The organism is Pseudomonas sp. PONIH3 (assembly GCF_002934345.1).
GTDB classification, from domain to species: domain Bacteria; phylum Pseudomonadota; class Gammaproteobacteria; order Pseudomonadales; family Pseudomonadaceae; genus Aquipseudomonas; species Aquipseudomonas soli.
In genome coordinates, this window is the sequence record NZ_CP026386.1 from 2,582,807 (window position 1) to 2,603,021 (window position 20,215).

Consider the following 20,215-nt stretch of genomic DNA (forward strand, 5'->3'; position numbering starts at 1 on the left):
TTTACCTCAGTTTCAGGGTGGCAAGGCCAATCAGCACGAGAATCACGGTGATGATCCAGAAGCGGACGATCACCCGTGGCTCGGGCCAACCCTTGAGTTCAAAGTGGTGGTGGATCGGCGCCATGCGGAACACGCGCTTGCCGGTGAGCTTGAACGAGGCCACCTGGATGACCACCGACAGGGTTTCCATCACGAACACGCCGCCCATGATGAACAGGACGACTTCCTGGCGCACGATCACCGCGATGGTGCCCAGCGCAGCGCCCAGGGCCAGCGCGCCGACGTCGCCCATGAATACCTGGGCCGGGTAGGTGTTGAACCACAGGAAGCCCAGGCCCGCGCCGATCAGCGCGCCGCAGAACACGATCAGCTCGCCTGCGCCAGGCACGTAGGGGATCAACAGGTATTCGGCAAACTTCACGTTGCCCGACAGGTAGCAGAAGATGCCCAGCGCGCCGCCGACCATCACCGTCGGCATGATCGCCAGGCCATCGAGGCCGTCGGTCAGGTTGACCGCGTTGCTCGAGCCGACAATGACGAAATAAGTGAGCACGATGAACCCGGCGCCCAGCGGGATGGCCAGGTCCTTGAGCATCGGGATGATCAGCGTGGTCTCGACGCTGGTCGGCGCGGTCTTGTACAGGAAGATCGCCGCAGCCAGGCCGAATACCGACTGCCAGAAATACTTCCAGCGGCTCGGCAGGCCGCGGGAGTTCTTCTCGATGACCTTGCGGTAGTCGTCGACCCAGCCGATGGCGCCGAACGCCAGGGTGACGATCAGCACCACCCACACATAGCGGTTGGTCAGGTCGGCCCACAGCAGGGTGCTGATGGCGATGGCGGAAAGGATCAGCGCACCGCCCATGGTCGGGGTGCCGGACTTGGACAGGTGCGATTGTGGGCCGTCGTTACGCACGGCCTGACCGATCTGGCGGATCTGCAGGGTACGGATCATCCACGGGCCCAGCCACAGGGCCAGGGACAGCGCGGTCAGTACACCCAGGATCCCGCGCAGGGTCAGGTACTGGAAGACCGCGAAGCCCTTGTGGAACTGTTGCAGATACTCAGCCAACAGCAGCAGCATTAATGTTTCTCCCCGCTGGCGCCGCACAGTGCGGCCACGACGTTTTCCATCGCAGCGCTGCGCGAGCCCTTGATCAAGATAGTGGTGTCGCTGGCGGCCTCGGCCTTGAGGGCCTCGATCAGCTCAGCTTGAGTGGCGAAATGGCGGCCATTGGTACCGAATGCCTGAACGGCGTAGGCCATGTTGCTGCCCACCGCGTACAGCGCATCGACCTTGCCACGTGCATAGTCACCCACCTGGCGGTGACCTTCCTCGGCCCATTGCCCCAGTTCGCCGATATCCCCGAGCACCAGGACGGTGCGGCCGGAAAAGCCGGCGAGTATATCAATGGCCGCACACATCGAGGTGGGATTTGCGTTGTAGCTGTCGTCGATCACCCGCACACCATTCGGCGCGATCTGCGCCACGGTACGGCCCTTGACCGGCTGCACGGCGCCAAGGCCGGCGGCGACGCCGCCCAGGCTCAGACCAACGGCATGAGCTGCTGCTGCAGCGGCCAGGGCGTTGCTGACGTTATGGATGCCTAGCAGGTTTAGTTGCACCGGGACGCTACCGTCCGGACCGTGGAGGGTGAACGAGGGGCAGCCACGGGCGTCGCGGCCGATATCGCTGGCGTGGAAGTCGGCGTACGGATTATCCAGCGCAAAGCTGACGACGCGGTGATTGCCCGCCCGCTGGCGCCAGATGTCGAACGCCTTGTCGGCCAGGTTGAGGATGGCCGTACCGCCCTCGCCCAGGCCTTCGAGGATCTCGCCCTTGGCCTCGACGATCTTCTCCGGGCCGCCGAACTCGCCGACGTGGGCGGTACCGGCGTTGTTGATGATGACCACCTGCGGCCGGGTCAGGCCGACGGTGTAGCGGATCTCGCCGATGCGCGAGGCACCCAGTTCGATCACTGCGGCGCTGTGCTCCGGGGCGATCTCCAGCAGGGTCAGCGGTGCGCCGAGGTCGTTGTTGAGGTTGCCACGGGTGGCATGCACCGGCCCGCGGGTACGCAGGATCGCGGCGAGCATTTCCTTGACCGTGGTCTTGCCGCTGGAGCCGGTGATGGCCACCACCGGCTTGTCGAAGGCTGCACGATTCAGCGCGCCGAGCTGGCCAAGCGCCACGCGGCAGTCGGCGACCACCAGCTGCGGCAGGTCGACATCGGGGATTTCGCGCTCGACCAACGCGGCGACGGCCCCTTTGGCCTTCACATCGGCCAGGTAGTCATGGCCATCGAAGCGCGGCCCGCTGAGGGCGACGAACAGTTGACCGGCAGCGACGCTGCGGCTGTCGATGCTGACGCCGGTGAAACTGGCGTCGGCGCCTGCCAGGCGTGCGTTCAATGCAGCAGTCAGCTGGCTGAGCATCATCGGCTTAAGCATGTGGAGCCTCCCAGGCGGCTAGGGCCTTCTCGGCTTCGACCAGATCGGAGAAGTCATGGCGCTCGCCATTGATCTCCTGGTAATCCTCGTGGCCCTTGCCGGCCAGGACGATCACATCCTCGGCAGCAGCAGTGGCGACCAGATGGGCAATGGCCAGGCCACGGCCAGCGACGAACTCCACGCTGTCGGGCTGGGCAAAGCCGGGGCGAATGTCATCGAAGATGCGCTGCGGATCCTCGGTACGCGGGTTGTCATCAGTCACCAGCACACGATCGGCCAGGCGCTCGGCGACTGCCGCCATCAGCGGACGCTTGCCGGCGTCACGATCACCACCACAGCCGAACAGGCACAGCAGCTTGCCGTGGGCGTGCGGGCGCAATGCCTCGAGCACCTTTTCCAGGGCATCCGGGGTGTGGGCGTAGTCGACCACCACCAACGGCTTTTTACCGCCACCCAGGCGCTGCATGCGGCCGACCGGGCCCTGCAGCTGCGGAGTGACTTTGAGAATTTCGTCCAGCGAATAGTCCAGCGCCAGCAGGGTAGCCACCGCCGCCAGCATGTTGCTCAGGTTGAAGCGCCCCAGCAGCTGGCTGCGCAGGCTGCGCTCGCCCTGTGTGGTGACGAGGGTGGCGCGTACGCCATCATCGTCGAACGTAGCCTCGCGGCAGAACAGCGAAGCGTCCGGGTTTTCCAGGCTGTAGCTGAGCAACCGGGTCTCGATATGATCGGTACTCGGGCGGCGGGCGAAGTCGGCAGCCAGGCGGCGTCCGAACTCATCATCCAGGTTGACCACCTGGCAACGCAGGCTCGGCCAGGCGAACAGCTTGGCCTTGGCGGCCTCATAGGCCTCCATGCTGCCGTGATAGTCCAGGTGATCGCGCGACAGGTTGGTCATCACCGCGATATCGAACTCCAGCGCGGCGACGCGCCCTTGCTCGAGGGCGTGAGAGGACACTTCCATGGCCACGGCCTTGGCGCCGCTCTTTTTCAGGTCGTTCAAGGTCGATTGCACGGCAATCGGGTCCGGCGTGGTCAGGCGGCCGCTCTGCAATTCACCGTAGAAGCCGGTGCCCAGGGTGCCGATCAGCCCGCAACGCTGACCAAGGGCGTCGAGCGCCTGAGCCACCAGCTGGGTGACGCTGGTCTTGCCATTGGTACCGGTGACACCCACCAGGTTCAACTGGCGGCTGGGCTCGCCATAGAAGCGCCCGGCGATCTGCGACAGCTGGCCGATCAGCCCCTTGACCGGGATCAGCGGCGCGTCGGTAAGCGGCAACACACAGGTGCCCTGCTCTTCATAGGCGACCGCTGCGGCGCCACGGGCCAGCGCGTCGGCAATATGCTCACGGCCGTCGACCTTGGCGCCCGGCACAGCGAGGAACAGATCGCCCTGGCGCACCTGGCGGCTGTCCAGGGTCAGCTCGCGGATCAACGGATCGCGGCTGGCATGGGCGAACAGTTTGCTCAATGGCATCGTCATCAACCTCGCCCTCCCTTGGCGGGTACTGCGCTGGCTTGCTGCGTCGAGGACGGCAGGTTGTCCGGCGGTACATTCATCAGGCGCAGGGTGCCCGACATCACTTTGCTGAATACGGGTGCCGAGACCAGGCCGCCGAAGTAGCCGCCCTTGCTCGGTTCGTCGATGACCACGACGATGGCATAGCGCGGGTCGCTCATCGGGCCGAAGCCGGCGAACAGCGAACGGTAGGCGTTCTCGGTGTAGCCCTTGGAACCGACGGTGGCTTTACGCGCCGTACCGGACTTGCCACCCACGTGGTAGAACGGCACCTGGGCACGGAATACCCCGCGCGGCGCTTCGATTACCTGCTGCAGCATGCCCTGCACGGTTTCGGCGGTTTCCTTGGGGATCGCCTGGACCGATTCCGGGGCCTTGTCGACCTTGAGGATCGACAGCGGCACCATCTTGCCGTCGTTGGCCAGTGCGGCGTAGGCATGCACCAGCTGCAGGGCGGTCACCGACACGCCGTAGCCATACGACAAGGTCGCGGTCTCGGCCTTGCGCCACTCGCGGTGGTTGGGCAGGTTGCCGACACGCTCGCCGGGGAAGCCGAGGCCGGTGTACTGGCCCAGGCCTACCTGGGACATGACCCGGTAGATGGCCTCGCCACCGATATCGAAGGCGATCTTGCTCATGCCGACGTTGGACGAGTTGATCAGGATGCCGGTCAGGTCGAGAATCGGGCCCTCGCTGCGCGACACGTCCTTGATGGTGTAGCGGCCGATTTGCAGGCTGCCCGGATAGACCTCGACCTTGTCGGTGACCTTCCAGCGGCCACTCTGCAAGGCGGCGCTCATCGAAATCGGCTTGACCGTCGAGCCAGGCTCGAACACATCGATGATCGCCCGGTTGCGCATCGCGGCCGGGAACATGCTGCGGCGGTTGTTCGGGTTGTAGGTCGGCTGGTTGACCATGGCCAGGACCTCGCCGGTCTTGACGTCCATGATCACCAGGCTGCCGGCCTTGGCTTCCTGTTCGGCAATGGCGTTGCGCAGCTCGCGGGTGGCCAGGTACTGCAGACGCAGGTCTATCGACAACGCCAAGGTCTTGCCGGCCTTGGCGTTCTTGGTTACCTGGATGTCCTTGATCAGCCGGCCACGCCGGTCCTTGATCACCTGCCGCTTGCCGGGCACCCCGGCGAGCCATTCGTCGTAGGCGAGTTCGACGCCTTCACGACCATGGTCATCCAGGTCGGTGAAGCCGACCATGTGTGCGGTGACGTCGCCGGCCGGATAGAAGCGGCGGAACTCTTCGAGGCCGTAGACGCCCGGAACCTTCAGGTCGAGGACGTGCTGGCCCTGCTCCGGGGTCAGGCCGCGGACCAGGTAGATGAACTCCTTGCTGGCCTGCTGGGTGAGACGTTCGCTCAATTGCTGCGGATTTTGCCCGAGCGCGGCGGCCAGCTGTGGCCAGCGATCCTTGGCCGCTTGCATTTCCTTGGGGTTGGCCCACAAGGTGGTGACGGGCGTACTGACAGCCAGCGGCTCGCCGTTGCGATCGGTGATCAGGCCGCGGTGCGCGGGGATGGGAATATGGCGCAGGCTGCGAGCATCGCCCTGGCCCTTGAGGAAGTCGCGGTCGACGACCTGCAAGTCGATGATGCGCCAGCAAATGGCACCGACCATCAGCGCCAGCAAACCGATCACCACCCGGAAGCGCCAGGGGTAGAGTGCGCCTTCGAGCTTCATCATGGCGCCACCATTCGCACTTCGTCAGCGGCGGGCACGCGCATCCTGAGCTGCTCCGAGGCCAGGCTCTCGATACGGCTGGAGGCAGTCCAGGTGCTTTGCTCAAGGATCAACCGGCCCCACTCGGCCTGGGCCTTGTCGCGCTCGTTCAGTTCACCGTACAGGGTGTTGAGCAACTGACGGTTCCAGTGGGCGCTGTAGGAAACGGCGATCGCCGAAATCAGCACGGCGACGAACAGCAGAAGCATCAGGAAGCTTCCGCCTGGCAGCGGCTTGGCAAACAGCCTGCTCACCGCAACTTCTCCGCGACCCGCATGACGGCGCTGCGCGACCGAGGGTTGGCCTTGAGTTCGGTTTCGGAGGCGAACTGCGCCTTGCCGATCAATTTGATCTTCGGCTCGAAGGCCTTGTGCTGGACCGGCAGGTTGCGCGGCAAATTGTCTGCCTCGCCCTTGACCAGCTTGCGCATGAACAGTTTGACGATACGGTCTTCCAACGAGTGGAAGCTGATCACTGCCAGGCGGCCACCCACCTCAAGGGCGTCGAGCGCGGCTTCAAGGCCGGTCTCGAGGTCGCCAAGCTCGTTGTTGACATGGATGCGCAGGCCCTGGAAAGCGCGGGTCGCAGGGTTCTTGCCCTTTTCCCAGGCCGGGTTGGCGACCTTGAGCACTTCCGCCAGGTCGGCGGTACGGGTGAACGGCTGCTTCTCGCGGCGCTCGACCACGGCGCGCGCCATGCGGCCGGCGAAGCGCTCCTCGCCGTACTCCTTGAACACCCGGGCAATTTCTTCGACGGGGGCGGTGGCGACGAACTCGGCGGCGCTGATGCCCTGGCCCGGGTTCATGCGCATGTCCAACGGGCCGTCGTTGAGGAAGCTGAAGCCGCGCTCGGGGTCGTCCAGTTGCGGCGAGGATACGCCCAGGTCGAGCAGGATGCCGCTGACCTTGCCGTCCAGGCCGCGGGCGCGCACTTCGTCGCCGAGTTCGGCAAAGCTGCGCTGCACAATGACAAAGCGGCCGTCTTCGGCCGCCAGCGCTTGCCCGGTGGCAATCGCCTGAGGATCCTTGTCGAAGCCCAGCAACCGCCCTTGCGGCCCGAGCTTGCTGAGGATCAGGCGGCTGTGGCCGCCACGCCCGAAGGTGCCGTCCAGATAGCAACCGTCGGCGCGCAGGGCCAATGCCTCGACGGCTTCGTCGAGGAGGACGGTGATGTGGTTGAAGCCGCTATCTATGGTCACAGGATCAGGTCACGCAAATCATCGGGCATGGCGCCCGGTTGTTGAATAGCTGCAAGGTCAGCTGCCGAAACCGCGTTCCAGGCATCCTCATCCCACAGCTGGAATTTGTTCAGCTGCCCCACCAGCATCGCCTTCTTGTCCAGCTTGGCGTACTCACGCAGACGGGGCGGCACCAGGAAACGCCCACTGCCATCGAGCTCCAGGTCCACCGCATTGCCAATCAGCAAACGCTGCAGGCGACGGTTTTCCTCACGCAACGACGGCAAGGCACGCAACTTAGCTTCTATCTGTTCCCACTCATCGAGGGGATAAACACACAAGCAGGGGTCAACGGCGTCGATGGTCACGATCAATTGACCATTGCAACGCGAATCGAGCTCGTCACGGTACCGGCTCGGCATGGCGAGACGGCCCTTTGCATCGAGGCTGACGGCGTTGGCTCCGCGAAACACGGCTGCGATTCCCCACAATGTTAGCTTTTTTGTGCCAGAAAACCCACTTCATCCCACTTTCTGCCACTTGCGCACACTATAGGAATCCGCCCGCCACACCGTCAAGGCACGTTCATAAGGAAATCCCTTACAGGACGGCGATTTAGCGCAACAAAGGAAGGGAGAAGGATTACAGGCGGGAAAAACTGACGGGAAAAATCAAACACACTCAAGCGGATAGAGTGAGAAGTTAAAGTAATTTATTAAGAGTAAGATTTTTTCGGTATTACCAGGACGCATCTGCTATCGATTCAAGCAGGAAAGGAAGAGGTGGAGAGTCGATCTGTAAGCCGGGTTTTGTCGAGGACAGTCATTCCTCTACGACGGCCATCACTGGACGCCTCTAGCAACCTACCCGGTTCCGACGCGGGCCACGCCGTATGGAACCCTATTTGGTCTTGCTCCGAGTGGGGTTTACCTAGCCACGGACTGTTGCCAGCCGTGCGGTGCGCTCTTACCGCACCTTTTCACCCTTACCGGCACCGAAGTGCTTAGGCGGTTGTTTTCTGTGGCACTTTCCGTAGGCTCGCGCCTCCCAGGCGTTACCTGGCACTCTGCCCTATGGAGCCCGGACTTTCCTCCCCCGCCTTTTGCGGAACAAAAGACGGCAGCGACTGTCCGATCGACTCTCCGCCGCCAAGGTTACCGGTAGCAGCGCTCAAGAACAAGCGGCGCGACCATTAATACCATTATGCCACTAATGGGCTTTCTGCTTTTCCAGGGCCAACTGATAGAGCAGGTTCTTGCGCACCCCGGTGATCTCGGCCGCCAGCGCCGCTGCTTTCTTCAGCGGCAGTTCGGCCAGCAGCAGATCCAGCACCCGCTGCGCCTCGGCGCTGATCGCCTGCTCGCCCTCCGGCGCGCTCCAACCGGCCACCAGCACCACACACTCGCCACGCTGCTGATTGCTGTCACCCTGGACGAATGCGCGCAACTCGGCCAACGGCAAGCCTTTGAGGGTCTCGAAAGTCTTGGTGATCTCACGCGCCAGCAGCGCCGGTCGATCGCCACCGAACACCGCCTCCATGTCCTCCAGACACTCGAGGATCCGGTGTGGCGCCTCGTAGAAGATCAGGGTGCGCGGCTCTTCCTTGACCTGCTCCAGACGCGCACGGCGCCCGGCGGCCTTGGCCGGCAGGAAGCCTTCGAAGATGAAGCGGTCCGACGGCAACCCCGCCGCCGACAGCGCGGCGATCAACGCACAGGCACCCGGCACCGGCACCACCTGCACGCCCGCAGCACGCGCCTGGCGTACCAGGTGATAGCCCGGATCGGAAATCAGCGGCGTGCCGGCATCGGACACCAGCGCCACATCGTCGCCGGCCAGCAGGCGAGTGATGAAGCGCCCGCCCTCGTCACGCTCGTTGTGCTCATGGCAAGCGGCCAGCGGCGTGTCGATGCCGAAATGCTGCAGCAGACGCACCGAGTGGCGGGTGTCCTCGGCGGCGATCAGGCTGACATCCGCCAGCACCTTCAGCGCCCGGGCGCTCATGTCGTCGAGGTTGCCGATGGGCGTGGCAACGACGTAAAGCTTGCCCAACGTGGATTTCGAAACCCCTGCAACATCAGTCACTGCGCACACCTGCTTTCCGGATCAAAGGTCGCCATTGTAGCCCGAGCACCGGTAACAGGGCGCAAAGAACTTCGCCCCGGGCACACCACGGGCCACCTATAGTGAAGGTTCAGTGTCGGCGAGATCGCGCCGTGCCCCCCGCTTGGGTACAATTGCCGGCCAACTTGATCGAGTAACAGGACCTTTACATGATCGCTTGTCTGCGGCTGCTCACAGCCCTCTGCCTTGCTGCCCTGCTGGCAGCCTGCGCCAGCTCGCCCTCATCCAGCCTGGGCGAACTGCCACGCACCCCGGACGCCAGCATCGAGCAACTGCTCGAGAAGGCGGCCTCCAGCAAGTCCGCCGAGGATGCGGCCCTGCTGCGCTTGAGCGCCGCGGACCTGGCATACAAGCAAAAGGATTTCCCGCGCGCCGCGCGGATTCTCGAGCAGGTCCCGCTGGAGCCGCTCAAGCCCGCCCAGCAGGTGTTCGCCTCCACCCTGGCCGCCGAGCTCGCCATGAGCCGCAACCAGCCCAAGGCCGCCCTGACCGCCCTCGCCCACCCGAGCCTGCAGCGCGTCGGCGAACTGCCGACCGAGCAGCAGGCCCGCACCTACAGCGTTCATGCCGCAGCCCTCGAAGCCGACGGCCAGGCCCTGGCCGCCGCCCAGCAGCGCGCGCTGCTGGCCCCCCTGCTCAGCGGCCAGGCCGCCAGCGCCAACAATGACGCGATCTGGGCCCTGGTCGCCTCGCTGCCCGCCGAACAACTGCAGCAGCCGGCCGCCGACGAGACCCTGGCCGGCTGGACCAGCCTGGCCCTGGCCGTGAAGCGCGCCGGCACCCTGGAACAGCAACAGGCCGCCATTGACACCTGGCGCCAGCAGCACCCCGAACACCCGGCAGCCAAGCAATTGCCGACAGCCCTGGTCAAGCTCAAGGAGCTGGCCAGCCAGCCACTGACCAAGATCGCCCTGCTGCTGCCCCAGGAGGGCCCACTGGCCGGTGTCGCCCGTGCGCTGCGTGACGGCTTCATGGCCGCTCACTTCCAGGCCCAGCAAGGTGGCCAGCCCGCCCCTGCGGTACAAGTGTTCGACAGCTCGCGCATCACCTCGCTCGACGACTTCTACCGTCAGGCCCAGGCTGCCGGCGTGCAACTGGTGGTCGGCCCGCTGGAAAAGCCGCTGGTCAAGAAGCTCGCCGCCTACCCGCAACTGCCTATCACCACCCTGGCCCTGAACTACGCCGACGCCGGCCAAAAAGCGCCGCCACAGCTGTTCCAGTTCGGCCTGGCCGCCGAGGACGAAGCCCGCGAAGTGGCACGCCGTGCCCGCGCCGACGGCATGGTTCGCGCCGTGGCCCTGGTACCGAGCGGTGAATGGGGCGACCGCGTGCTCGCCGCCTTCCGCCAGGACTGGGAAGGCAATGGCGGCACCCTGATCACCGCGCAGCGCATCGCCCAGCCCGTCGCCCTTGCCCAGCAGATCGCCGATCTGTTCCAGTTGCGCCAGAGCGAAGGCCGCGCCAAGAGCCTGCAGAGCACCGTCGGCGGCACCATCGCCGCGCAGCCTTCGCGCCGCCAGGACATCGACTTCATCTTCCTCGCCTCGACGCCGCAGCAGGCCCAGCAGATCAAGCCGACACTGAACTTCCAGTACGCCGGCGACGTGCCGGTCTACGCCACCTCCAACCTGTACAGCGCCAGCGGTGACGTGAACCAGTACAACGACATGAACGGCATCCGCTTCTGCGAAACGCCTTGGCTGCTGGACACCACCAACAGCCTGCGCCAGCAAGTCGTGCAGCAGTGGCCCCAGGCCGCCGGTAGCCTCGGCCGCCTGTACGCCATGGGCGTCGACGCCTACAGCCTGGCTCCGCGCCTGGGCCAGCTCAAAGCGCTGCCGGACAACCGCGTCGAAGGCCTGTCCGGTAGCCTGAGCATGAACCCCAGCCAGCGCATCGAACGCCAGCTGCCATGGGCCGAATTCGCCGGCGGCCAGGTCAAGCGCCTGCCGGACACCCCTCGCTGATGCCCGGCGCATCGCCCAGCCTTGCCGGCCAGACAGCCGAAGATCACGCCCTTGAATACCTTCAAGGGCAAGGTCTGCGGCTACTGGAGCGCAACTGGCGATGCAAGGGGGGCGAGCTCGATCTGGTCATGCTCGATGCCGATACAGTAGTATTCGTCGAAGTCCGCTACCGGTTGCATGCGGAGTTCGGCGGAGCGCTCGCCAGTATCGATGGGCGCAAGCAGCAACGACTGGCGCTTGCCGCCAACCTCTTCCTGCAGCACGAACCCCGCTGGGCCACCCGCCCCTGCCGCTTCGACGTTATCGCCCTGCAGGGCCGGGGGCATGCGGGGCAACCGCTTCAATGGCTGAAAAATGCCTTCGAGTGCTGAACCCAATTCGATTTTCTAGCTCTATGTTTCGCGGGCTGGTCACTGTTGCGCGTAGCAAAGGCCACCGCCCCTCTTAAGGTCACCCAGATGGACATGCAATCCCGAATTCGCCGGCTGTTTCAGGCCAGCATCGACACCAAGCAACAGGCAATGGACATCCTGGCACCCCACATCGAGCAGGCCAGCCTGGTCATGGTCAACGCCCTGCTCAACGACGGCAAGATGCTCGCGTGCGGCAACGGCGGCTCGGCCGGCGATGCCCAGCACTTCTCCTCGGAGTTGCTCAACCGCTTCGAGCGCGAGCGTCCGAGCCTGCCGGCCATCGCCCTGACCACCGACAGCTCCACACTGACCTCGATCGCCAACGACTACAGCTACAACGAAGTCTTCTCCAAGCAGATCCGCGCCCTGGGCCAGCCCGGCGATGTGCTGCTGGCGATCTCCACCAGCGGTAATTCGGCCAACGTGATCCAGGCGATCCAGGCCGCCCATGACCGCGAAATGATTGTCGTCGCCCTGACCGGGCGCGATGGCGGCGGCATGGCCTCGCTGCTGCTGCCCGAGGACGTCGAAATCCGCGTCCCCGCCACGGTCACCGCGCGCATCCAGGAAGTCCACCTGCTGACGATCCACTGTCTGTGCGACCTGATCGACAGCCAACTGTTCGGGAGTGAAGAATGATCTCCAAGCGTATCGGCCTGATGGCCCTGACCCTGTGCCTCGGCGTATCGGGCTGCAGTTCCGTACTCACCTCGGCGCGCAACTCGCCTATCGAGGATGACCGCGGCACCCGCACCATCGGCAGCAAGATCGATGACTCGCTGATCGAGACCAAGGTCTCGGTCAACATCGCCAAGGCCAACCCGGAGCTGGACAAAGGCTCGCACATCGTCGTCAGCAGCTACAACGGTGTCGTGCTGCTTGCCGGCCAGACCCCACGCGCCGATCTCAAGTCCCTCGCCGAGCAGACCGCCGGCCAGGTGCAGCGAGTCAAGAAGGTACACAACGAGCTGCAAGTCATTCAGCCGTCGTCGATCCTGGCGCGCAACAACGACGCCTGGCTGACCACCAAGATCAAGACCCAGATGCTGACCGACGAGAGCGTGCCCAGCTCGCGCATCAAGGTGATCACCGAAAACGGCATCGTCTACCTGCTCGGCCTGGTAAGACAGCAAGAGGCCAACGCTGCCACCAATGTGGTGCAAGGTGTGTCGGGCGTACAGAAGATCGTCAAGCTGTTCGAGTACATCGACTGACAACCCCTTGGCGAGCGTCGGGACGCTCGCCTTTTTCACTCTGATCCAGGAAGTACCCCATGAAAAAGCTGCTGCTGCCCGCTCTGCTGATCGGCACCTTCGCCACCCTGGCCGGCTGCTCCACTCCGAGCGTGATCACCCTCAACGATGGCCGCGAACTGCAGACCACCGACACGCCGCACTTCGACCGCAACTCCGGCTTCTACGAGTTCAAGCAACTGGATGGCAAGCCGACCCGCATCAACAAGGACCAGGTGCAGAGCATCAAGGACCTGTAATTGCGGCAGTAATGAAAAAGGCGATCCCTGCGGATCGCCTTTTTCGTTTCTGCCTGTTACTTCACGACTTTCAGGCTCGGACGACCACTCGGACGCGGCGGCTCGGGCGGACCATCATCATCCGGTTCGACACCGCCGTCCTCAAGGTCATCCTCGTCCGCGAGCGGCGGCTCCAGCTCGAAGACCATGCCCTGGCCATTCTCCCGGGCGTAGATCCCCAGGATGGCACCAATCGGCACATACAGCGTATGCGCCACGCCACCGAAGCGCCCTTCGAAGCTCACCGCCTCGTTGTCCATATGCAGGCTACGCACGGCACTGGGGGAGATGTTCAGGACGATCTGGCCATCGCTGGCGAAACCTTGTGGCACCTGGACCGCCGGGTACTCGGCGTTGACCAGCATATGGGGCGTGCAATCGTTGTCGACGATCCACTCGTACAGCGCACGAACCAGATAGGGGCGACTGGAGTTCATCAACGGCTCCTCTTTAAACCTTGCGCATTTCACGTTCAGTAGCAGACAGGCTCGCCTGGAAAGGCTCGCGGGCGAACTGTCGCTCCATGTAATCCAGCAGCGGCTTGGCCTGCCGCGGCAACTCGATACCCATCACCGGCAAGCGCCAGAGTATGGGCAGTAGACAGCAATCGACCAGACTCTGCTCCTCGCTCATGAAGCAGGCCATTTCAGCGAATAGCGGAGCCACGCCCGTCAGGCTCTCGCGCAACTCCTTGCGCGCCTGGGTACGTGCCGGCTCGCTGCTGCGCGGGTCCAGCACGGTGTCGGCCAGGCTGCACCAGTCGCGCTGGATGCGGTGCATCAGCAGGCGGCTGTTGCCGCGAGCCACCGGATAGACCGGCATCAGCGGCGGGTGCGGGTAACGCTCCTCGAGGTACTCCATCACCACGCTCGACTCGTACAGCGCCAGATCGCGATCGACCAGGGTCGGCAGACTGCCGTAAGGGTTCACTTCGACCAGCTTGGGTGGCAGGCGATTGCGGTCGACATCGATAATCTGCACCGTAACGCCTTTCTCCGCGAGCACCAGGCGTACCCGGTGGGAGTAATGGTCAGCGGGGTCGGAATAGCAGGCTAACCTGTTGGTTGCGCCCATGTAGCGCCTCCTCGTACGGGATGCTTGTAATACTGCAAATGAAAACGCGCCCGGGGTGCCCCAGCGACATCGCTGGGGCACCCCGGGCGCGTTCAACTACCAGAAACTACTGCGTGATCAGTGCACGTCCTTCCAGTATTCGCGCTTGAGCAAGTAGGCGAACACGAAGAAGAAAGCCAGGTACAGCAACACGTAGGTACCGATGCGCTGGCTTTCCAGTTTGACCGGGTTGGCCGAATAGGCCAGGAAGGTCACCAGGTTCTTGACCTTCTCGTCGAACTGCTCGGTCGTCAGGGTACCGGATTTCTCTTCGACGGTCAGCTGGTCACACGCTTCATGGGTCAATGGGCTGCCGGTCAGCGGGTCGTATTGCTTCTTGCCATCGACCACGCTTTGCACCTGCTTGCAACCAATCACTTGGTTGCCCTGCAGACCAACCAGTACGTTAGGCATGCCGACGTTGGGGAAGACCTTGTTGTTCACCCCATATGGCCGCGCCTTGTCCTCATAGAAACTGCGCAGGTAGGTGTACAACCAGTCGTTGCCACGCACCCGGGCAACCAGGGTGAGGTCGGGCGGCGCGGCGCCGAACCAGGTCTTGGCATCGTTCGGCTGCATGCCGATTTTCATGTGATCGCCGATCTTGGCGCCGGTGAACACCAGGTTTTCGAGCATAAGCTCGTGGGGAATCCCCAGGTCATCGGCGACACGCTCGTAACGCTGGAACTTGGCGCTATGGCACCCCATGCAATAGTTGGCGAAGGTACGCGCCCCATCCTGCATCGCGGCCTTGTCGGTCAGGTCGATATCGACCTTGTCCAGCTCCAGGCCGTGCTCGGCGGCGAACGAAAGGCCAGGCATCAATGCCAGCAAGCATACTGCAATAAACTTTTTCATCAGCCAGTCACCCTTTCCGGAACCGGTTTGGTCTTCTCGAGCCTTGTGTAGAACGGCATCAGCAGGAAGTAGGCGAAGTACAACACGGTGCACACCTGCGACAGCAAGGTACGCCCCGGGGTCGGCGCCAGCACGCCCAGCACGCCAAGGATGACGAAGGCCACGCAGAACACCAGCAACCAGATCTTGCTCAGCCAGCCCTTGTAGCGCATCGAGCGCACCGGACTGCGGTCAAGCCAGGGCAACACGAACAGCACCGCGATTGCCGCGCCCATGGCAATTACCCCGAACAGTTTGTCGGGCACCGCGCGCAGGATCGCGTAGAACGGTGTGAAGTACCAGACAGGCGCGATGTGCTCAGGGGTCTTGAAAGCGTTGGCCTGCTCGAAGTTCGGTTTTTCCAGGAAGTAGCCACCCATTTCCGGGAAGAAGAACACCACGGCACAGAACACGAAGAGGAACACCACGACCCCGGCGATATCCTTGACGGTGTAGTACGGGTGGAACGGGATGCCATCCAGCGGAATGCCGTTCTCGTCCTTCTTCTTCTTGATGTCCACGCCATCGGGATTGTTCGAACCCACTTCGTGCAGCGCCAGGATATGCAGCACCACCAGGCCCAGGATCACGATCGGCAAGGCCACCACGTGCAGGGCGAAGAAGCGGTTCAGGGTGATGCCGGAGATCAGGTAGTCACCACGAATCCACTGGGTCAGGTCATCACCGATCACCGGGATCGCGCCGAACAGCGAGATGATCACCTGGGCACCCCAGTACGACATCTGCCCCCAGGGCAGCAGGTAGCCCATGAACGCCTCGGCCATCAGCGCCAGGTAGATCAGCATGCCGAACAGCCAGACCAGCTCGCGGGGCTTCTGGTAGGAGCCGTAGAGCAGCCCGCGGAACATGTGCAGGTAGACCACGATGAAGAACGCCGAGGCGCCGGTGGAGTGCAGGTAGCGCAGGATCCAGCCGTACTCGACGTCGCGCATGATGTACTCGACCGAGGCGAAGGCCTCTTCCGCCGAGGGGGTGAAACTCATGGTCAGCCACACGCCGGTGACGATCTGGTTGACCAGCACCAGCAACGCCAGCGAGCCGAAGAAGTACAGGAAGTTGAAGTTCTTGGGCGCGTAATACTTGCTTAGATGGTCTTCCCACATCTTCGTCGCGGGGAAGCGCGCATCGATCCACTCCATGAACTTGCTCATCATGCGTTCTCCTGATCGACGCCGATGACGATGATTTCGTCCGACTCGTACGAGTGCGGTGGCACTGGCAGGTTTAGAGGCGCTGGCTGGGATTTGTAGACACGCCCGGCAAGGTCGTAGTGCGAACCGTGGCAGGGGCAGAAATAGCCACCGACCCACTTCGGCCCGAGGTCAGCCGGGGCGACCTCAGGGCGGAAGGTCGGCGAACAACCCAGGTGTGTGCACAGGCCCACCAGGATGAGAATCTCGGGCTTGATCGAGCGGACTTGCGGGTCGACGTAGGTAGGCTGCACCGACGCCTTGGATTCAGGGTCGGACAGCTCGCCGGTGATCTTTTTCAGATTACCGAGGATCTCCTCCGTTCGCCGCACGATGAATACAGGTTGCCCACGCCATTCAGCTACCATCTGCTGACCGGGCTCGACCTTGGCGATATTGACCTTCACCGGTGCCCCTGCGGCTTTCGCCTTGGCACTGGGAAACCATGACCCCACGAACGGTACCGCTGCCCCCACTGCCCCCGCTGCCCCGACCACGGATGTCGCGGCTACGAGGAAGCGGCGCCGGCCTGCGTTGACGCCGTCATTGCTCATTCAGTCCTCTCCCATCAGCTTGCTTGGCCTGTTTGAACAGGCATCTACTTAGGTACGTCTGTGGCACTAAAAATTGGCCGCAATGGTAAGGAACAAATCCACACGCTGACAAGGTGATTACCCGCTCGTCGGGCCACTACCCTCGCTTTGCTTGATCTGCGTCTATGCGACAAACGGCCACGGACTAGCAGACAGGTTAGTTGAAGACATAAAAAAAGCCCGGTTCCAAAAAGGAACCGGGCTTTTTTCGACTGCCGAAGCGGTATTAACGCTTGGAGTACTGAGGACGCTTACGCGCTTTACGCAGACCCACTTTCTTACGCTCAACTTCACGAGCGTCGCGGGTGACGTAGCCAGCACGACGCAGAGCGCCACGCAGGGTTTCGTCGTATTCCATCAGGGCGCGGGTGATGCCGTGGCGGATTGCACCGGCCTGACCGCTGACACCACCACCGGAAACGGTGACGTAGATGTCGAACTTCTCAACGGTTTCGGTCAGTTCCAGCGGCTGGCGAACAACCATGCGAGCGGTTTCGCGGCCGAAGAACACGTCCAGAGAACGGTTGTTGATGGAGATGTTACCGGTACCTGGACGCAGGAAAACGCGAGCGGTTGCGGTCTTGCGACGGCCAGTGCCGTAGTTTTGAGTCGCCGACATAATGAACTATCCCGTTAGATCTTCAGTTCTTGAGGCTGCTGAGCAGTGTGTGGGTGAGCAGCACCCGCGTACACTTTCAGCTTGCGGTACATGTCGCGACCCAGCGGGTTCTTCGGCAGCATGCCTTTGACCGCGGTTTCGATAACACGCTCAGGGGCCTTGGCGATCAACTTCTCGAAGTTGATTTCCTTGATACCGCCCGGGAAGCCGGAGTGGGAGTAGTACATCTTGTCGGAAGACTTGGCACCAGTCACACGGATTTGCTCGGCGTTGATGACGACGATGTAGTCGCCGGTGTCAACGTGAGGGGTGTATTCTGGCTTGTGCTTGCCACGCAGGCGGCTAGCGATTTCGGTAGCCAGACGACCCAGGGTCTGACCAGCGGCGTCGACTACGAACCACTCGCGCTTTACTGTTTCCGGTTTAGCAGTAAAAGTTTTCATTCTCTAAAGCCTCAGAGGCCGCCCAGCGAAAAATAGACGGCGAATCTTACTGGATAGTGCACAGCTTGCCAAGGGCAAGCGCGCAGCCGAACGCTGACGCTTTTGGGGGCTCGGGTCGGGCACGCCAATGTTCGACAAGGGTTCCCTGCATGGTGGTGCATCACTTCCGCCACACGGAGAGGGGCAGAATTATCCAGATTGCAGGAAAAATTTCAACCTGCTTTTATGCTCATCTTTGCCATGGAGCGTATACCCGATGGAATACCGTAAGCTCGGCCGTACCGACCTCGACGTCAGCGCCCTGTGCCTGGGCACCATGACCTGGGGCGAACAGAACACCCAGGACCAGGCCTTCGCCCAGATCGCCCTGGCCAAGGCCAGCGGCATCAACTTCATCGACACCGCCGAGATGTACCCAGTGCCACCGCGCCCGGAGACCTACGCCGCCACCGAACGCATCATCGGCAACTGGTTCGCCGCCAACGGCGACCGTGACGACTGGATCCTTGCCAGCAAGGTCGCCGGCCCCGGCAACGGCATCAGCCACATCCGCGACGGCCAGCTCAAGCACAACCGCCAGCACATCGTCGCCGCGCTGGACGAGAGCCTCAAGCGCCTGCAGACCGACCGCATCGACCTCTACCAGTTGCACTGGCCCGAGCGCAGCACCAACTTCTTCGGCAAGCTCGGCTACCAGCACCTGCCCCAGGACATTTTCACCCCGCTGGAGGAAACCCTGGAGGTGCTCGATGAACAGGTGCGCGCCGGCAAGATCCGCCACATCGGCCTGTCCAACGAAACCCCGTGGGGCACCCTGAAATTCCTGCACCTGGCCGAAACCCGCGGCTGGCCCCGCGCGGTGTCGATCCAGAACCCCTACAACCTGCTCAATCGCAGCTTCGAGGTGGGCCTGGCGGAGGTGGCAATCCGCGAGCAGTGTGGTTTGCTGGCCTATTCGCCGCTGGCCTTCGGCATGCTGTCAGGCAAGTACGAAAACGGCGCCCGCCCCGAACACGCTCGCCTGACCCTGTTCAGCCGCTTTGCCCGCTACTCCAATCCGCAGACCGTGGCCGCCTGCGGCCGCTATGTGCAGCTGGCCCGCGAACACGGGCTGGACCCGGCGCAGATGGCGCTGGCGTTCGTGACCCGGCAGCCGTTCGTGACCAGCAACATCATCGGCGCGACGAACCTCGAGCAACTGCGCAGCAACATCGACAGCCAGGCGTTGAACCTGGGCGATGAACTGCTGGCGGCGATCGAGGCGGTCCATCAGGAGCAGCCGAACCCCGCGCCTTGATGCAACACAGACGCTGCACTGCTCTTTCGTGGGGTAGACACAATCGCCAAAAAATAAGACGATCCAGCCGGTGATTGACCACTCTACCCTATAAGAACAATGACAATGATGTTTACCCAACCCCCGGCGTCGCTGCGGCGCGTCAGCATCCTGGCCGTTGATAAAGTGTTCGCTTCGACACTGATGCAGGCCAAGGACTTCTTCCACCTGGCCAGCCTGCGCTACAGCAAGCAGCTGGGCCTGGGCCTGCAACCGATGTTCGAGATCGGCCTGGTGAGCCCGGACGGTTTGCCCGTGGACAGCTTCAGCAACGTGCAGTTGCCGGTCGACAGCGGCCTCAATGATGCCGACGTGATCATCCTGCCGGCCTTCTGGGATGACTTCGACAACCTGCTGCAACGCTATCCGCAGGTGCTGCCCTGGCTGCGCGCGCAGCATGCCCGTGGCGCGGTGCTGTGCGCCGAGGCCAGCGGCGTGTTCTGGCTGGCCGAGTCGGGGCTGCTCGACGGCAAGGAGGCAACCACCTACTGGCGCTTCTTCAGCAGCTTCGCCGAGCGCTTCCCGAAGATCCGCCTGAACCAGGACAAGCACCTGACCGACGCCGACAATCTCTACTGCGCCGGCGGCACCACCTCGGCCTGCGACCTGTACATCTACCTGATCGAACGCTTCTGTGGCGCCAACGTGGCCCGCGCGGTGGCCCGCGACATCCTCTACGAGGTGCAGCGCAACTATACCCCGGGGCGCATGGGCTTCGGCGGCCAGAAGCTGCACCAGGACCTGATCATCCTGCAGATCCAGCACTGGCTAGAAGAGCACTTCGCCGACAAGTTCCGCTTCGAGGATGTGGCGCGAAACCACGGCATGAGCATCCGCAACTTCATGCGCCGCTTCCAGAGCGCCACCGGCGACAAGCCCCTACACTACCTGCAGCGCCTGCGCATCGAGACCGCCAAGGGCCTGCTGTCGAGCACGCGCAAGAGCATCAAGACCATCAGCTACGAGGTGGGCTACGACGACGCGAGCTTCTTCGCCCGGCTGTTCCGCCAGCACACGGAGTTGTCGCCGAACCAGTATCGGCAGCAGTTCATGCAAGAGGCATGAATCTTCTATCGTGGGAGCGGGCTTGCCCC

Annotated in this window: 22 protein-coding genes and 1 other RNA gene; 7 read left to right on the forward strand and 16 right to left on the reverse strand. The window is 63.1% G+C overall.

All coding sequences use genetic code 11. The features are described from left to right. Nucleotide 1: 1 nt before the first annotated feature. The 9 genes from mraY to rsmI all read right to left on the reverse strand — a co-directional run bounded on the left by mraY (nucleotide 2) and on the right by rsmI (nucleotide 8,878). Nucleotides 2-1,084 carry a phospho-N-acetylmuramoyl-pentapeptide-transferase gene (mraY, locus tag C3F42_RS11970; protein ID WP_011535540.1) on the reverse strand — a complete coding sequence of 361 codons (1,083 nt, stop codon included), beginning with the start codon at nucleotides 1,082-1,084 and terminating at the stop codon, nucleotides 2-4. Next, nucleotides 1,084-2,451: a UDP-N-acetylmuramoyl-tripeptide--D-alanyl-D-alanine ligase gene (gene murF / locus C3F42_RS11975; protein WP_104444479.1), complete on the reverse strand. Its 1,368-nt coding sequence runs from the start codon at nucleotides 2,449-2,451 to the stop codon at nucleotides 1,084-1,086. The genes mraY and murF overlap by 1 nt, the downstream gene beginning before the upstream one ends. After that, nucleotides 2,444-3,931 (reverse strand): UDP-N-acetylmuramoyl-L-alanyl-D-glutamate--2,6-diaminopimelate ligase, encoded by a 1,488-nt coding sequence (locus C3F42_RS11980; protein ID WP_104444480.1) that lies wholly within the window; start codon nucleotides 3,929-3,931, stop codon nucleotides 2,444-2,446. Before C3F42_RS11980 ends, murF begins: the two co-directional genes overlap by 8 nt. Next, entirely contained in the window at nucleotides 3,931-5,658 is a 1,728-nt protein-coding gene (locus tag C3F42_RS11985) for a penicillin-binding protein 2 (protein ID WP_177410851.1), read from the reverse strand. The genes C3F42_RS11980 and C3F42_RS11985 overlap by 1 nt, the downstream gene beginning before the upstream one ends. Then, entirely contained in the window at nucleotides 5,658-5,951 is a 294-nt protein-coding gene (gene ftsL, locus C3F42_RS11990) for a cell division protein FtsL (RefSeq protein WP_023630124.1), read from the reverse strand. The genes C3F42_RS11985 and ftsL overlap by 1 nt, the downstream gene beginning before the upstream one ends. Then, nucleotides 5,948-6,895, reverse strand: coding sequence for a 16S rRNA (cytosine(1402)-N(4))-methyltransferase RsmH (gene rsmH, locus C3F42_RS11995; protein ID WP_371041614.1), 948 nt, complete (start codon nucleotides 6,893-6,895; stop codon nucleotides 5,948-5,950). The genes ftsL and rsmH overlap by 4 nt, the downstream gene beginning before the upstream one ends. After that, a complete protein-coding gene (mraZ, locus tag C3F42_RS12000; protein ID WP_011535546.1) occupies nucleotides 6,892-7,347 on the reverse strand; it encodes a division/cell wall cluster transcriptional repressor MraZ in 456 nt (151 codons plus the stop codon). Before mraZ ends, rsmH begins: the two co-directional genes overlap by 4 nt. A gap of 309 nt (nucleotides 7,348-7,656) precedes the next feature. After that, nucleotides 7,657-8,016: RNase P RNA component class A (gene rnpB, locus C3F42_RS12005), an RNA gene on the reverse strand. Nucleotides 8,017-8,083: 67 nt separating this feature from the next. Next, nucleotides 8,084-8,878, reverse strand: a complete 795-nt coding sequence (gene rsmI / locus C3F42_RS12010) for a 16S rRNA (cytidine(1402)-2'-O)-methyltransferase (protein ID WP_232888051.1) — start codon at nucleotides 8,876-8,878, stop codon at nucleotides 8,084-8,086. A gap of 269 nt (nucleotides 8,879-9,147) precedes the next feature. Between rsmI and C3F42_RS12015 the strand changes: the two genes are divergently transcribed. From C3F42_RS12015 to C3F42_RS12035, 5 genes are all read left to right on the forward strand, one after another. Next, entirely contained in the window at nucleotides 9,148-10,965 is a 1,818-nt protein-coding gene (locus C3F42_RS12015; RefSeq protein ID WP_094010221.1) for a penicillin-binding protein activator, read from the forward strand. Continuing rightward, on the forward strand, nucleotides 10,965-11,336 hold the full coding sequence (locus C3F42_RS12020; protein ID WP_094010222.1) for a YraN family protein: 372 nt from the start codon (nucleotides 10,965-10,967) through the stop codon (nucleotides 11,334-11,336). The genes C3F42_RS12015 and C3F42_RS12020 overlap by 1 nt, the downstream gene beginning before the upstream one ends. A gap of 87 nt (nucleotides 11,337-11,423) precedes the next feature. Next, on the forward strand, nucleotides 11,424-12,017 hold the full coding sequence (locus C3F42_RS12025; RefSeq protein ID WP_023630216.1) for a phosphoheptose isomerase: 594 nt from the start codon (nucleotides 11,424-11,426) through the stop codon (nucleotides 12,015-12,017). Continuing rightward, complete coding sequence (locus tag C3F42_RS12030; RefSeq protein ID WP_023630217.1) at nucleotides 12,014-12,592, forward strand: BON domain-containing protein; 579 nt, start codon at nucleotides 12,014-12,016, stop codon at nucleotides 12,590-12,592. Before C3F42_RS12025 ends, C3F42_RS12030 begins: the two co-directional genes overlap by 4 nt. A gap of 59 nt (nucleotides 12,593-12,651) precedes the next feature. After that, complete coding sequence (locus tag C3F42_RS12035; RefSeq protein ID WP_023630218.1) at nucleotides 12,652-12,870, forward strand: YgdI/YgdR family lipoprotein; 219 nt, start codon at nucleotides 12,652-12,654, stop codon at nucleotides 12,868-12,870. 56 nt (nucleotides 12,871-12,926) lie between these two features. Here the strand turns inward: C3F42_RS12035 and C3F42_RS12040 are convergent, their stop codons facing one another. The 7 genes from C3F42_RS12040 to rplM form a co-directional block, all read right to left on the reverse strand. Further along, nucleotides 12,927-13,346 carry a ClpXP protease specificity-enhancing factor gene (locus tag C3F42_RS12040; RefSeq protein ID WP_094010223.1) on the reverse strand — a complete coding sequence of 140 codons (420 nt, stop codon included), beginning with the start codon at nucleotides 13,344-13,346 and terminating at the stop codon, nucleotides 12,927-12,929. A 13-nt stretch (nucleotides 13,347-13,359) separates the two neighbouring features. After that, entirely contained in the window at nucleotides 13,360-13,983 is a 624-nt protein-coding gene (locus C3F42_RS12045; protein WP_023630220.1) for a glutathione S-transferase N-terminal domain-containing protein, read from the reverse strand. A gap of 117 nt (nucleotides 13,984-14,100) precedes the next feature. Next, nucleotides 14,101-14,880, reverse strand: a complete 780-nt coding sequence (locus tag C3F42_RS12050) for a cytochrome c1 (RefSeq protein ID WP_023628713.1) — start codon at nucleotides 14,878-14,880, stop codon at nucleotides 14,101-14,103. After that, nucleotides 14,880-16,091, reverse strand: coding sequence for a cytochrome bc complex cytochrome b subunit (locus C3F42_RS12055; protein WP_023628712.1), 1,212 nt, complete (start codon nucleotides 16,089-16,091; stop codon nucleotides 14,880-14,882). Before C3F42_RS12055 ends, C3F42_RS12050 begins: the two co-directional genes overlap by 1 nt. Continuing rightward, nucleotides 16,091-16,684, reverse strand: a complete 594-nt coding sequence (petA, locus tag C3F42_RS12060; RefSeq protein ID WP_023628711.1) for a ubiquinol-cytochrome c reductase iron-sulfur subunit — start codon at nucleotides 16,682-16,684, stop codon at nucleotides 16,091-16,093. The genes C3F42_RS12055 and petA overlap by 1 nt, the downstream gene beginning before the upstream one ends. A 265-nt stretch (nucleotides 16,685-16,949) precedes the next feature. Next, nucleotides 16,950-17,342 carry a 30S ribosomal protein S9 gene (rpsI, locus tag C3F42_RS12065; RefSeq protein WP_003260797.1) on the reverse strand — a complete coding sequence of 131 codons (393 nt, stop codon included), beginning with the start codon at nucleotides 17,340-17,342 and terminating at the stop codon, nucleotides 16,950-16,952. Between the two features lie 14 nt (nucleotides 17,343-17,356). Next, nucleotides 17,357-17,785 carry a 50S ribosomal protein L13 gene (gene rplM / locus C3F42_RS12070; protein WP_008097538.1) on the reverse strand — a complete coding sequence of 143 codons (429 nt, stop codon included), beginning with the start codon at nucleotides 17,783-17,785 and terminating at the stop codon, nucleotides 17,357-17,359. 256 nt (nucleotides 17,786-18,041) lie between these two features. On the opposite strand from rplM, the gene C3F42_RS12075 reads away from it, so the two are divergent. Together C3F42_RS12075 and C3F42_RS12080 are read left to right on the forward strand one after the other, a co-directional pair. Beyond that, nucleotides 18,042-19,082: an NADP(H)-dependent aldo-keto reductase gene (locus tag C3F42_RS12075; protein ID WP_094010224.1), complete on the forward strand. Its 1,041-nt coding sequence runs from the start codon at nucleotides 18,042-18,044 to the stop codon at nucleotides 19,080-19,082. Between the two features lie 207 nt (nucleotides 19,083-19,289). Next, nucleotides 19,290-20,186: a GlxA family transcriptional regulator gene (locus C3F42_RS12080; RefSeq protein WP_177182880.1), complete on the forward strand. Its 897-nt coding sequence runs from the start codon at nucleotides 19,290-19,292 to the stop codon at nucleotides 20,184-20,186. Nucleotides 20,187-20,215: the final 29 nt, after the last annotated feature.

What these genes read in the sequence shown, in the direction of transcription:
- mraY (WP_011535540.1), bottom strand. Translation starts at nt 1,084, where the DNA reads ATGCTGCTGCTGTTGGCTGAGTATCTGCAACAGTTCCACAAGGGCTTC.
- murF (WP_104444479.1), bottom strand. Translation starts at nt 2,451, where the DNA reads ATGCTTAAGCCGATGATGCTCAGCCAGCTGACTGCTGCATTGAACGCA.
- C3F42_RS11980 (WP_104444480.1), bottom strand. Translation starts at nt 3,931, where the DNA reads ATGACGATGCCATTGAGCAAACTGTTCGCCCATGCCAGCCGCGATCCG.
- C3F42_RS11985 (WP_177410851.1), bottom strand. Translation starts at nt 5,658, where the DNA reads ATGAAGCTCGAAGGCGCACTCTACCCCTGGCGCTTCCGGGTGGTGATC.
- rsmI (WP_232888051.1), bottom strand. Translation starts at nt 8,878, where the DNA reads ATGAGCGCCCGGGCGCTGAAGGTGCTGGCGGATGTCAGCCTGATCGCC.
- C3F42_RS12015 (WP_094010221.1), top strand. Translation starts at nt 9,148, where the DNA reads ATGATCGCTTGTCTGCGGCTGCTCACAGCCCTCTGCCTTGCTGCCCTG.
- C3F42_RS12020 (WP_094010222.1), top strand. Translation starts at nt 10,965, where the DNA reads ATGCCCGGCGCATCGCCCAGCCTTGCCGGCCAGACAGCCGAAGATCAC.
- C3F42_RS12025 (WP_023630216.1), top strand. Translation starts at nt 11,424, where the DNA reads ATGGACATGCAATCCCGAATTCGCCGGCTGTTTCAGGCCAGCATCGAC.
- C3F42_RS12030 (WP_023630217.1), top strand. Translation starts at nt 12,014, where the DNA reads ATGATCTCCAAGCGTATCGGCCTGATGGCCCTGACCCTGTGCCTCGGC.
- C3F42_RS12035 (WP_023630218.1), top strand. Translation starts at nt 12,652, where the DNA reads ATGAAAAAGCTGCTGCTGCCCGCTCTGCTGATCGGCACCTTCGCCACC.
- C3F42_RS12040 (WP_094010223.1), bottom strand. Translation starts at nt 13,346, where the DNA reads ATGAACTCCAGTCGCCCCTATCTGGTTCGTGCGCTGTACGAGTGGATC.
- C3F42_RS12045 (WP_023630220.1), bottom strand. Translation starts at nt 13,983, where the DNA reads ATGGGCGCAACCAACAGGTTAGCCTGCTATTCCGACCCCGCTGACCAT.
- C3F42_RS12050 (WP_023628713.1), bottom strand. Translation starts at nt 14,880, where the DNA reads ATGAAAAAGTTTATTGCAGTATGCTTGCTGGCATTGATGCCTGGCCTT.
- C3F42_RS12055 (WP_023628712.1), bottom strand. Translation starts at nt 16,091, where the DNA reads ATGAGCAAGTTCATGGAGTGGATCGATGCGCGCTTCCCCGCGACGAAG.
- petA (WP_023628711.1), bottom strand. Translation starts at nt 16,684, where the DNA reads ATGAGCAATGACGGCGTCAACGCAGGCCGGCGCCGCTTCCTCGTAGCC.
- rpsI (WP_003260797.1), bottom strand. Translation starts at nt 17,342, where the DNA reads ATGTCGGCGACTCAAAACTACGGCACTGGCCGTCGCAAGACCGCAACC.
- rplM (WP_008097538.1), bottom strand. Translation starts at nt 17,785, where the DNA reads ATGAAAACTTTTACTGCTAAACCGGAAACAGTAAAGCGCGAGTGGTTC.
- C3F42_RS12075 (WP_094010224.1), top strand. Translation starts at nt 18,042, where the DNA reads ATGGAATACCGTAAGCTCGGCCGTACCGACCTCGACGTCAGCGCCCTG.